Raw genomic sequence first — 12,189 nt, forward strand, 5'->3', positions numbered from 1 at the left:
GTGGCTTAACCATCGCTGAAGCCCGGCGCATGTCGATCACCGGCAACGTGTCACGACCGGCGGTTTACGCACCGAAGGTCCGCTGCCACCAGCCGCGGCGCGGCGCTGCGGCGGGTTCCTCGGCGGTGCCTTCTTCGGTTCCGGCCGTAGTGCCGGCAGCAGTTGCATCGGCAGCGTTAGCCTCGCTGGCAGGGGCGGCCGCCGCGTTGGACGATGCAGCGCCAGCGTCCGCTCCGGGCACATCCGCGGCGCCTTCCGTCGCTGCATCCGCCTTCTTGCGCCGGGTGCGCTTCGGCTTGGCGGGTGCTTCCGTCGCTTCGGCTGGCGCTGCCGCCTCGGCTGCGGCGGTGGCATCAGTGGTCGGAGCGTCCGTTTTCTTGCGCCGAGTGCGCTTCGGCCTGGCCGGTGCGCCTTCCTCCGTCGCCGGCGCGATCGCGTCGATGCCGGGCGTTTCGATGACCGCCGGTGCCTCTGCCGGCGCAGCGACAGGTGCCTGCTCGACCGCCTTCTTGGCACGCGGGCGACGCCGGGTCTTCGGGGCCGGCTGCTCCGCTTCCGCAGCTGCGTTGGCGGTCGCGTCTGCGCTTGCTTCGGACGCGACGGGCTCCACAGCAGGAGCTTCGGTGATCGCGGTCTCGACCAACGGCGCTTCCGCGGTCTCCGCTTCCACGCTCACCTCGGCCGCGGTGGAGACGCTGTCGCCCTCGACGCGATTGGCGTCGCCTTCGGCCCCATTCTCACGGCGCCGCCGGCGCCCGCGGCGATTGCGCCGGCGACGACCGCCTTCGCCCTCTGCCGTGCCCTCGGAATCGTCGTGGTCGGAAGTAGCTTCCGCTTCCGCCGCTTCGACAGCCTCGTCTTCGCTGGCGGCGTCGCTTTCATCACCTTCGCTGATGTCCGCGTTCGACGCGGGCGCTGCGCCGGCTTCGCCATTCGTCCGACCGCGCCGGCCACGACGGCGACGGCGCTTGCGACCGCCCTCACGCTGCTCGTCACCCCGTGCTTCCTCGGCTCGGGGCGCCTCGTCCTCGGCCTCGAGCTCTTCCTCTTCTTCCTCCTCGATCTCCTCGGGGAAGTCTTCCTCGATCTCCTCGAGCGGCGGCGCGAATTTCGGAGCATAGGCCGGCGGCGGACCCGACGCCTCGACTGACATGCGCGCGCCTTCCTGCTCACCGTCCGGCAGGATTTCCACGGTTACGCCGTAACGATCCTCGATCTCGGCGATGTCGGCCCGCTTGCGATTGAGCACGTAGAAGGCGGCTTCCTGGCTGCAGCGCAGCGTCAGCAGCGAGCCACGGCCACGCGCGGCTTCGTCTTCGATCAGGCGCAACGCGCTGAGGCCCGCGGACGATGCGGTGCGGACAAGACCGGTGCCTTCGCAATGCGGGCAGGGGCGGGTGGAGGCCTCGAGCACGCCGGTGCGCAGGCGCTGGCGGCTCATTTCCATGAGGCCGAACGACGAGATGCGGCCGACCTGGATGCGGGCGCGATCGTTCTTCAGCGCCTCCTTCATCGCCTTCTCGACCTTCCGGACATTGGAATTGTTGTCCATGTCGATGAAGTCGATGACGACGAGACCGGCCATGTCGCGCAGGCGCAACTGACGCGCGATTTCCTGCGCCGCCTCGAGGTTCGTCGCGGTCGCGGTCTGCTCGATATTATGCTCGCGCGTCGAACGGCCCGAGTTGATGTCGATCGAGACCAACGCCTCGGTCGGGTTGATGACGAGGTAGCCGCCCGACTTCAGCTGCACCACCGGGTGGTACATGGCGGCGAGCTGATCCTCGACATGGCAGCGCTGGAACAGCGGAATGGGATCGCTGTAATGCTTCACCCGCTTGGCGTGGCTTGGCATCAGCAGGCGCATGAAGTCCTTCGCTTGGCGATAGCCTTCGTCACCCTCGACGATCACCTCGTCGATGTCCTTGTTATAGATGTCGCGGATCGCGCGCTTGATGAGATCGCTGTCGCCATAGATCAGCGCTGGTGCCGCGCTCGTCAGCGTCTTTTCACGGATGCCGTCCCACAGGCGGGCGAGGTAATCGAAGTCACGCTTGATCTCGGTACGCGTGCGGCTGAGACCTGCGGTGCGCACGATGCAGCCCATCGACGGCGGCAGTTCCATTTCCGCCATGATCGACTTCAGCCGCTTGCGATCGGCCGAATTACTGATCTTTCGGCTGATCCCGCCGCCATGCGACGTGTTGGGCATCAGCACGCAATAACGGCCCGCCAGCGACAAATAGGTCGTCAGTGCTGCGCCCTTGTTGCCTCGCTCTTCCTTCACGACCTGGACCAGCAGTACCTGGCGGCGGCGGATCACGTCCTGGATCTTGTAGCGGCGGCGCAGGTTCATGCGGCGCTGGCGCAGCGCTTCCACCTGATCGTCGTTGATGCCGGTGGCGGCGCGGGCGGGGCCCTCTTCGCTATCGACATCGCCCTCGATTTCGTCACCGCCGTCCGCGTCGTCCTCGAACTCGGCATCACCCTCGGGAGCGTCAAGGTCGGCGTCTTCGGCGGCCTCCTGCTCGGCACGCAGCTTTGCTTCCTCGGCTGCATGCTCCGCTTCTTCGCGCAGCAGTGCCTCGCGATCCTCCTTGGGGATCTGATAGTAATCGGGATGGATTTCCGAAAAAGCGAGGAAGCCGTGGCGATTGCCACCATAGTCGACGAACGCCGCCTGCAGCGACGGCTCGACCCGCGTCACCTTGGCAAGATAGATATTTCCCTTGAGCTGCTTGCGCTCGGCACTCTCAAAATCAAACTCTTCGATGCGGTTTCCCTTGACGACGGCCACGCGGGTTTCCTCCCGGTGGCGTGCGTCGATCAGCATGCGCATGGTCATTATATGGTCTCCGCGCGCGACTCGCGCCGCCGGACGGCGGGGTCACGCGATGATAAGGCGCTGCCGGCTCTCGTTCGCCGGGCAAGCGGATGGTGGTGACTTGTGCCTTCGTCCGCCGCGCACGTCCGGGCGCAACGCCCTGGATCAGCCCCGCGCCCGCGCCGCCGGCAAGAGCCGGTCGAAACTGCGGTGGGGGAAAATGCGACATGCGAACGTCAACCTGATGGCCCGGGCCGGCGTGAACAGCCGGTCGGGCGGTGGGTCGGCAGCGGGCGCAAAGGCCTGCAATCCGATCAACGTGGTGACTAGCAAGTCGTTTGTCATTCGGCAACCGGAACGTCCTTGCCGGACAAGCGGCAAAAACGTGCCGAACAGCTTGTTAACCCCAATGAGCAACTGCGATTTGACCAGCAGCGGCGTAACCCGAATCGGGCAGGGAAGAAGGGTTTGCGTATCATGGCTTTTCGCTGGACCAGCGAGCAGCCGACGCGGCATGCAGGGCAAATGTCGATGCTGCTCGCGTTCTTGGCTGGTCTCTCATTCGGCACTCCGGGCTGGGCCGCGACGGTGCAGCGCGTGGACGTGCGAGAGGGGCGGATCACGATCCGTTTCGATGAAGCTGTGCGCGGCGCGTCCAGCTTCATCCTGAACGGGCCGCAGCGCATTGCGATCGATATCGACGGCGCTCGTCCGGGCCGCGCGAGTGGCGGCGACGGCGCGATCACGGCGGTGCGGCAGGGTTGGCGCGGGGCCGATAGCGCGCGTGTGGTGCTGGACCTTGCTGAACCGATGATCGTATCGAAGGGCGAGTTTCAGGATGATGGGCGCACGCTGGAGCTGTCGCTGCGCCAGGTTGACGGGCGCCGCTTCGCCGCGGCCAGCGCGGCATCGCCGTTAAGTTTCCTTCCGTTCGGCTGGGGAAAGGCCAAGCCCAAGTACAAGGTGTCGATCCCGGTGCCGCCCGCGCGCAAGAGCGCCTTGCCGCGTGTGCAGGGGGACGACAGCCGGCCACTGGTGGTGATCGACGCCGGTCACGGCGGAAACGATCCGGGCGCGATCAATGCCGAGACGGGTCTGCGCGAAAAGGACGTGACGCTCAAGATCGCCCGCGCGATCAGGGATGAGCTGCTGGAGTCCGGGCGCGTCCGCGTAGCGCTGACGCGTGATGATGATCGCTACATCCTGCATCGCGAGCGATTCGGGGTGGCTCGTCAACTAGGCGCGGACCTGTTCATCTCCATCCACTGCGACAGTGCCGGCAACGTCGAGGCATCCGGTGCCACCGCCTACACGCTTTCGGATGTCGCGTCCGACAAGGAAGCCGCGCGGCTTGCCGCGCGCGAGAACAAGGCAGACATCATCGCTGGGGTGAACCTGGATGAGAGCGAGGACGTGTCCTCCATTCTCATCGATCTGACCCAGCGGGAAACGATGAACGCGTCGGCCGGATTTGCGCGCCTGCTCGGTCGCGAGGCAAAACCTTTGATTCCGGTGAAGAGCAACTTCCACCGCATGGCTTCGCTGCTGGTGCTAAAGGCGCCCGACCTGCCTTCGATCCTGTTTGAAACCGGCTATATCTCCAACGCTCAGGATGCTGCATTCCTTGACAGTCGCGAGGGGCGCGAACGGATCGCGCAAAGCGTGCGTCGGGCCGTGGAAATACACTTTGCGCGCCGGATGGCTCAAACCGCTGCGCGTTAATGTTTGCCGGGCGGTGAGCGGAGCACATGGACGTGTTCGCCCGAAGGTGTGCGGTGCGGCGCTATGGGCGACGGTTCTCGATCCGGCGCGCGGCGTACGGGCTTGATGTTGCCAGCCGCACGGCCGCTCCCTAAACACCGGCGTCGCGTATGGCGTCCACTCCCCCCGAACCAATGACGGTGCAACGGCGCACCAGCGGCCTTGGCGAGCGCTTGTCGCGGCTGTGGGCGCGCTGGTGGGTGAAGGTGCTGGCCGTGCTTGCCGCGATCGGGCTGCTCCTGCTGGGCGGCGGCTGGTATTTCATCACCCGCGATCTGCCGTCGGTGGAACAACTGCGTACGTACGAGCCGCCGCTCCCTACCAATGTGCGCGGCATCGATGGTGCTCCCGTCTATTCCTATGCGCGCGAGCGGCGGGTCGAGCTCTCCTTTGCGGAATATCCCAAAACGTTGGTTCAGGCGTTCCTGGCCGCGGAGGACAAGACCTTTTTCGAACATCACGGCGTCGACTATCCGGGCCTTGCCGGTGCGGTGGTGGATTATGTTTCCAAGCTCGGCAGTGGCCAGCGCGCGCGCGGCGGGTCCACGATCACGCAGCAGGTCGCCAAGAACCTGCTGATTGGCAACGAATATTCGCCGACCCGCAAGATCAAGGAAGCGATCCTCGCGTGGCGGATCGAGGACACGCTGTCCAAGCAGCAAATCCTTGAGCTCTATCTCAACCAGATCTTCCTTGGCCGGAATGCCTATGGCGTCGAAGCGGCTAGCCACGCCTATTTCGACAAGGAACTGGATGAGCTGAGCCTTTCGCAGATGGCCTATCTTGCCATCCTGCCGAAGGGGCCGGCAAACTATGATCCGTTCCGGGACACCGAACGGGCGCTGGAGCGGCGCAACTGGGCCCTGGGTGAGATGGAGCGCAACGGCTTCATCACGGCAGCGCAGCGTAGCGAGGCGCAGGCGCAACCGATTGGCGCGATCGTTCGGCGCGTGCCAAAGTTCGAGCGCGTCGGCGGCTACTTCGTGGAGGAAGTTCGGCGCGAGCTCATCAGCCGGTTCGGCGAAACCGCTCGGGACAGTGCTAACAGCGTTTATTCCGGCGGTCTGTGGGTGCGCACGTCGCTGGACCGGCGCGTTCAGGCAGCGGCGGCTGAAGCCTTGCGGGACGGCTTGCTGCGCTATGATCGCGGCCGCGGCTTTTCCGGCCCGCTCCGCCATGTGGAAATCGACGGGGACCGGTGGCAGGTCGCGTTGCTGAACACCAACATCAACCTCGATCATGCGGACTGGCGCGCGGCCATTGTGATCTCGCGGGGAGACAGCGAAGCACAGATCGGCTTCGCTAACGGGGACCGGGGTACATTGCCGCGCTGGGGCGCGCAGATGCCGACCCGCGGCAGCAGCACGCCGGCTTTCGGCACGCTGAAACCGGGCGATGTGATCGCGGTCGCCCCCTCGGGCAGTCAGTTCGCCCTGCGTTCCGTGCCCAAGATCTCTGGCGGGTTCGTGGTGCAGGAGCCGGAGTCTGGCCGCATCCTGGCGATGCAGGGCGGCTTCGACGCGTCGCTTCAGTCGTTTAATCGCGCCACCCAGGCGATGCGGCAGCCGGGCTCCACCATCAAGCCGATCGTCTATGCCGCTGCGCTGGAACACGGCATGACGCCCGCCTCCATCATCGTGGACGGGCCGTTCTGCGTGGATCAAGGACCACGGCTTGGCCAGAAGTGCTTCCGCAACTTCGGCAATTCGCGCGGTGCCGGGCCGCATACGATGCGATGGGGCGTTGAGCAGTCGCGCAACCTGATGACGGTGCGTGCCGCGGCGCAGACGGGCATGGCGAATGTCGTCCGCCTGATGAAGGCGATGGAGATCGGCGACTATCAGCCCTATCTTTCCTACGCGCTGGGCGCCGGCGAGACGACCGTTATGAAGATGGTCAACGCTTATGGTGTCCTCGCCAACCAGGGCCGGTGGCACGCACCCACGTTGATCGACTTCGTTCAGAACCGTCGCGGCCAAGTGATCTGGCCGGAGAATTGGCGCGCCTGCGATCGCTGCAACATGCCTGATTGGGATCGAAAGCCGATGCCACGTCCCGCGCGCCGTGGCCGGCAGGTGCTGGATGCCATGTCGGCCTATCAGATGGTGCACATTGCCGAAGGGGTGATCCAGCGCGGCACCGCGACGGTGCTGCGGGATCTCAATCGCCCGATCTTTGGCAAGACTGGCACCAACTCGGGCCCGAAGGACGTCTGGTTCATCGGCGGTACGCCGCAAATGGTGGCGGGTGTCTACATCGGGTATGATTCGCCGGTGAACCTGGGTGGCTACGCCCAAGGCGGAACGCTCGCCGCGCCGATCTTCAAGCAATGGGCGATCAAGGCTTACGAAGGAATGGACCCGCTGCCGTTCCGCGCCCCGGCCGGGATCCGCATGGTGCGGATCGACCGGGCCAGCGGTCGACCGGTGTTCGGCACATTCCCGAACGACAATGATCCGAAGCCCGCGGTGATCTGGGAAGCGTTCAAGCCGCAGGCGGAAGCGCGCCGCGCGCCGCGTAGGCCGACTGCCCAGCCCACGGCCGCGCCGACCGCCACCGGTGCCCGCACGCAGCCGAGCGACAGCGACTTCCTGCAGCGCGAGGGCGGCATTTATTGAGCGGTCGGCGCTGGCATTGTCCTGCCGCCGTTCTGGTCCTAAGTCCGCCAACCAAATATCGTCATCCCAGCGCAAGCTGGGATCTCCCGGTTACGACGCATTGCTCGTGCCGCACGAGATTCCAGCCCGCTGGAATGATGTGAGAAGTGGAGAAAGATGATGCGCGCCGAAGCGCAGGCCCATGCCGACACGATCAACGAGGCGCTCGCGCTGCTCCGGCGCAGTCTCGACTGGGATCGTGCGCTGCGGCGGCTCGACGAATTGAATGCGCGGGTCGAGGACCCGACGCTGTGGAACGATCCCAAGGCGGCTCAGGACGTGATGCGTGAGCGTCGCCGGCTGGACGAGGCGATCACCGCCACCCGCACCATCGAGCGCGAGCTCAGCGACACTGCAGAGCTGATCGAGATGGCAGAGGCGGAGGGCGACGAGGAAATGGCGTCGGAGGGCACGGCTGCTCTCGCCCAGCTTGCGGAGCGCGCGCAGAAGGACAAGGTGAAGGCGCTGCTGTCGGGCGAAGCCGACGCCAACGACACGTATGTGGAGATAAACGCCGGCGCAGGCGGCACGGAAAGCCAGGACTGGGCCGAAATGCTCCAGCGCATGTACACGCGCTGGGCGGAGCGCCAGGGCTACAAGGTCGAGTTGATCGACTATCACTCCGGCGAGCAGGCGGGCATCAAGTCTGCCACGTTGCTGGTGAAGGGTGAGAACGCCTATGGCTATGCCAAGGTCGAAAGCGGCGTTCACCGCCTGGTTCGCATCAGCCCCTATGACAGCTCGGCACGTCGCCACACCAGCTTTTCGAGCGTTTGGGTCTATCCGGTGATTGACGACTCGATCGATATCGAGATCAATGACAGCGAGCTGCGCATCGACACCTATCGCGCTTCGGGCGCGGGCGGACAGCACATCAACACGACCGACTCGGCCGTGCGTATCACCCACTTGCCCACTGGCATTGTGGTCGCCTGTCAGAACCAGCGGTCCCAGCACAAGAACAAGGCGGAGGCGTACAACCAGCTGCGTGCGCGCCTGTACGAGCATGAGCTGCGTAAGCGCGAGGAAGAGGCGAACACCGTCAACGCCGCCAAGACCGATATCGGCTGGGGGCACCAGATCCGCTCCTACGTGCTTCAGCCGTATCAGCTGGTGAAGGACCTGCGTACCGGTGTCACGTCAACGTCGCCGGGGGACGTGCTGGACGGCGATCTCGATGATTTCATGGCGGCCGCGCTTGCCCAGCGCGTCACGGGCGAAGCGGTCGAGGTGGAGGACGTCGACTGAGGATGCTCGGCGCCTCATCGAATTCCTGTCAAGGGGAGCGAGCGCCCGCGCTTGGGTATCGTTGCGCTGCTTTTCGCGCGCGGCATGGCCGCAGCACGGCGCGACCCCTCGCCGCGGCTGCTCTCCTGCTGCTGGTGGCTGGCTGCGAGGGCGGTGAGCCCTTGCTCAAGAATGAGCCCAAGGATCCGGGGCCGTTCCCAGCAGCCGACCGGCCAGTCGCTCACATCGTGTCGTCGCGCTGGTCGAACGAGGAAGCGCGCGATCGTTTGAACGAGGCGGGCACGGTGATGACGCGCGCCGCCATCACACCGGGCATGACCGTCGCGGATATCGGCGCCGGCGAGGGTTATTACACCATGCGTCTCGCCCAAAAAGTGGGCGAAGAAGGCCGAGTACTGGCGCAGGACGTTGTTCCGAGCGTCCGCGACGCTCTTGCCGAGCGCGTCGCGCGCGGGCGTCTCGACAATGTGAGTGTGAAGCTCGGTGCACCGGCTGACCCGAAGTTGCCTGAGGCGAGCTTCGACCGGATCTTCATGGTGCATATGTATCATGAAATCGAGCAGCCCTATGAGTTCCTCTGGCGGATGCGCCCGGCGCTCCGGCCGGATGGGCTTGTGGTGGTGGTCGACGCCAATCGCACCACCGTCAATCACGGCACGCCGCCTGCGCTCCTCCGCTGTGAATTTGCAGCCGTAGGCTACGAGCTGGTGACGATGACCCCCATGCCCTCGGCCGGTGGATATTTCGCTACCTTCCGCGCAACAGGGCAGCGGCCCGAGCCGGAGGCGATCCGGCCTTGTCGCCTCGACCAGTCACAGCAGCCCCCGCGCCCGAAAGCTGACAATGCTGTCACCGGCCAGCACGAGATGGTCGACAAGCCGGATCCCTAGGCTGTCCAGTGCTTCCGCCACCCGGCGGGTGGTGCGAAGATCCTCCGGCGAAGGCTCGGCATCTCCGGATGGATGATTGTGCGCCATCACGACAGCACGGGAATCATGGGCCATGGCCACCGCCACGATGGTGCGTAGCGGCACGTCGACTGATGACACGCTGGCCGACAGGATGTGATGCAGGCCGAGTGTGCTTCCGCGCTCGTCGAGAAAAACGAATGCAATCGATTCGGTCAAGGCGCGCGCCATCGCGGCAAGATGTCCGCTGATTGCCGGATCGAAACCATACATGATGACGGAGTCGTTGGCTGCGATCCGCCGCGCAAGGTATCTGCGCCGGAACGGATCGGTTCACGAGCGGCTTGGCGTGGCCGCGGGGCGGCTGTAGCGTCCGGCCATGCGCCAATATCTTGATCTCATGGCCCGCGTGCTCGACTCGGGCGCGCAGCAGATGGATCGCACGGGCACGGGCACGCTCAGCGTTTTCGGGCACCAGATGCGGTTCGACCTGGCTCAGGGCTTCCCTGTGCTCACCACCAAGAAGCTGCATCTGCGCTCGATCATCGTGGAATTGCTGTGGTTCCTGCGTGGCGACACCAACGTGCGCTGGTTGCAGGATCGGAAGGTCAGCATCTGGGACGAATGGGCTGACGAACAGGGTGATCTCGGCCCGGTTTACGGCAAGCAGTGGCGCGACTGGGTGGCGGCGGATGGCCGGCATATTGATCAGATCAAGGGGTTGGTGGAGGACATCCGAACCAATCCGGCATCCCGTCGGCAGATCGTGACCGCGTGGAATCCCGGCGATCTCCAGGCGATGGCGCTGGCGCCCTGCCATTGCCTGTTCCAGACCTATGTGGCGAACGGCCGATTATCGCTTCAACTGTACCAGCGGTCGGCCGACATCTTCCTGGGCGTGCCGTTCAACATCGCGAGTTACGCCTTGCTGACCCATATGCTCGCGCAGCAATGCGGATTGGAGCCCGGCGAGTTCATCTGGACGGGCGGCGACTGCCACCTGTACGCCAACCACCTGGAGCAGGCGCGCCTCCAGCTTGGCCGTGAGCCCGGCACGCTGCCGCGGCTGGAAATCCGGCGCAAGCCGCCCGCGATCGACGCCTATGAGTTCGAGGATTTCGTGCTGCACGATTACGTCGCCCAGGCTCACATCAAGGCGCCAGTTGCTGTATGACCGCTTCGTTCACTCGGGGTTCAGCCGTCTCGACTACAACCGTAGTCGAAGAGAGGGAGGCTGGCATGCGGGATTATCTGATCACGATTGCAACGGCCACGCTGGCTGCCATGCTGCTGCAAGTCGGCAGCCCGCCGGCATGCGCTGACGCGCGCTCATCCTCTGACGCCGCTCACGCCCGGTGACGGTTTCCCTCCATCTTGCTCGCGCCAGCAACGGCGTGATCGGCCGTGATGGTGGCCTGCCGTGGCATCTGCCCGCCGACCTGAAGCGCTTCAAGGCGCAGACGATCGGCCGGCCGATGATCATGGGACGCAAGACGTTCGAAAGCTTCCCTGCGCCGCTGCCGGGACGCCGGCACATCGTCCTGACCCGCGACCGCGCTTGGTCTGCCGAAGGAGCGGAAGTGGTGCATGGACGTGCCGAAGCACTGGCGGCAGCCGGCGAGGATGTCGCGGTGATCGGCGGCGCGGATGTATTTGCCTTGTTCCTGGATCTTGCCGATCGGGTCGAGCTTACCGAGGTCCATGCCGCGCCGGCTGGAGACACGATCGTGCCGCCCTTTACCGGCTGGCGCGAGGCCGGGCGCGAAGATCATCCGGCCGTCGGCGACCGGCCGGCCTATAGTTTTGTAACACTGGTGCGCTGACGCGAGCGTCGCTATGCGCCCGTGCCATGGATCGGCATGGGATCATCCGGCTGGGCAAGGGCGAGGCGCTGTCGGACGCGTTGCGCGGTGGTATCGTTGCGCTTGGCAACTTCGACGGCTTTCACCTCGGCCACCAGGCTGTCGTCGGGCGAGCCGTCGAGCGCGCGCGTGCCGAAGGGCGGCCAGCATTGGTCGCGACCTTTGATCCTCACCCGATGCGTTTCTTCAAGCCGGACAGTCCTTGGTTCCGGCTGTCCACGTTGGAACAGCGGGCGGAGCTGATGCAGGCGGCGGGCGTCGATGCGATGCTCGTCTTTGCCTTCGATGCCGAGCTTGCCGCCTTGTCGGCGGAGGCGTTCGTCACCTCCCGCTTGGTAGAGGAGATCGGCGCCGCCGGTGTGGTGACTGGTGCTGACTTCACCTTTGGCAAGGCGCGGTCTGGCGATGTCTCGTTGCTCGCGGCGCTCGGGCAGGCGCATGGCTTCTCCGCTGACACGGTGGGCGCCGTCACATATGAGGGAGGCACCGTCTCCTCCACCCGGATCCGCGCCGCGCTGCGCGAGGGTCGGCCACGCGACGCTGCACGGCTGCTGACGCGGCCCTTCACCATTCGCGGTGAGGTGCGCCACGGTGACAAACTGGGCAGGGAGATTGGCTACCCCACCGCCAATGTCGATCTCGGAAACTACCTGCGTCCCGCCTACGGCATCTACGCGGTACGCGTGACGCTGGAGGACGGGCGCGTCTTCAACGGTGCGGCAAACCTTGGTATCCGGCCAAGCTTCGATCCGCCCAAGGAATTGCTCGAACCTTATCTGTTCGACTTCTCAGGTGACCTTTACGGCCAGGCGATAGACGTCGCTCTGATCGACTATCTGCGGCCCGAGGCGAAGTTCGATACGCTCGAAGCGTTGAAAGAGCAAATGGCGGCGGACTGCGACCGGGCGCGAAAGTTGCTCGCGCGCTAA

The 12,189-nt window shown here is 65.2% G+C and carries 9 protein-coding genes; 7 read left to right on the forward strand and 2 right to left on the reverse strand.

Annotated elements, in window-relative coordinates:
• Positions 1 to 64: 64 nt before the first annotated feature.
• A complete protein-coding gene (locus LQ954_RS00290; protein ID WP_443026591.1) occupies positions 65 to 2,845 on the reverse strand; it encodes an Rne/Rng family ribonuclease in 2,781 nt (926 codons plus the stop codon).
• A 456-nt stretch (positions 2,846 to 3,301) separates the two neighbouring features.
• On the opposite strand from LQ954_RS00290, the gene LQ954_RS00295 reads away from it, so the two are divergent.
• From LQ954_RS00295 to LQ954_RS00310, 4 genes are all read left to right on the forward strand, one after another.
• The gene (locus LQ954_RS00295) at positions 3,302 to 4,546 is read left to right on the forward strand and encodes an N-acetylmuramoyl-L-alanine amidase (RefSeq protein ID WP_231021368.1); all 1,245 of its coding nucleotides are present in this window, start codon (positions 3,302 to 3,304) and stop codon (positions 4,544 to 4,546) included.
• A gap of 149 nt (positions 4,547 to 4,695) precedes the next feature.
• A complete protein-coding gene (locus tag LQ954_RS00300) occupies positions 4,696 to 7,203 on the forward strand; it encodes a penicillin-binding protein 1A (protein WP_443026592.1) in 2,508 nt (835 codons plus the stop codon).
• 159 nt (positions 7,204 to 7,362) lie between these two features.
• Positions 7,363 to 8,490: a peptide chain release factor 2 gene (gene prfB, locus LQ954_RS00305; protein ID WP_227771159.1), complete on the forward strand. Its 1,128-nt coding sequence runs from the start codon at positions 7,363 to 7,365 to the stop codon at positions 8,488 to 8,490.
• A gap of 161 nt (positions 8,491 to 8,651) precedes the next feature.
• Entirely contained in the window at positions 8,652 to 9,380 is a 729-nt protein-coding gene (locus tag LQ954_RS00310) for a class I SAM-dependent methyltransferase (protein ID WP_269142107.1), read from the forward strand.
• Here the strand turns inward: LQ954_RS00310 and LQ954_RS00315 are convergent.
• Positions 9,303 to 9,671 carry a JAB domain-containing protein gene (locus tag LQ954_RS00315; protein ID WP_227771161.1) on the reverse strand — a complete coding sequence of 123 codons (369 nt, stop codon included), beginning with the start codon at positions 9,669 to 9,671 and terminating at the stop codon, positions 9,303 to 9,305. The two genes, LQ954_RS00310 and LQ954_RS00315, sit on opposite strands and share 78 nt — an antisense overlap.
• A 106-nt stretch (positions 9,672 to 9,777) precedes the next feature.
• Between LQ954_RS00315 and LQ954_RS00320 the strand changes: the two genes are divergently transcribed.
• From LQ954_RS00320 to LQ954_RS00330, 3 genes are all read left to right on the forward strand, one after another.
• The gene (locus tag LQ954_RS00320; protein WP_231021371.1) at positions 9,778 to 10,572 is read left to right on the forward strand and encodes a thymidylate synthase; all 795 of its coding nucleotides are present in this window, start codon (positions 9,778 to 9,780) and stop codon (positions 10,570 to 10,572) included.
• 181 nt (positions 10,573 to 10,753) lie between these two features.
• The gene (locus LQ954_RS00325) at positions 10,754 to 11,221 is read left to right on the forward strand and encodes a dihydrofolate reductase (RefSeq protein ID WP_231021372.1); all 468 of its coding nucleotides are present in this window, start codon (positions 10,754 to 10,756) and stop codon (positions 11,219 to 11,221) included.
• A gap of 26 nt (positions 11,222 to 11,247) precedes the next feature.
• Positions 11,248 to 12,189 carry a bifunctional riboflavin kinase/FAD synthetase gene (locus LQ954_RS00330; RefSeq protein WP_231021373.1) on the forward strand — a complete coding sequence of 314 codons (942 nt, stop codon included), beginning with the start codon at positions 11,248 to 11,250 and terminating at the stop codon, positions 12,187 to 12,189.

Origin of the sequence: Sphingomonas sp. IC-11, assembly GCF_021043365.1 — a bacterium.
Lineage (GTDB): Bacteria > Pseudomonadota > Alphaproteobacteria > Sphingomonadales > Sphingomonadaceae > Sphingomonas.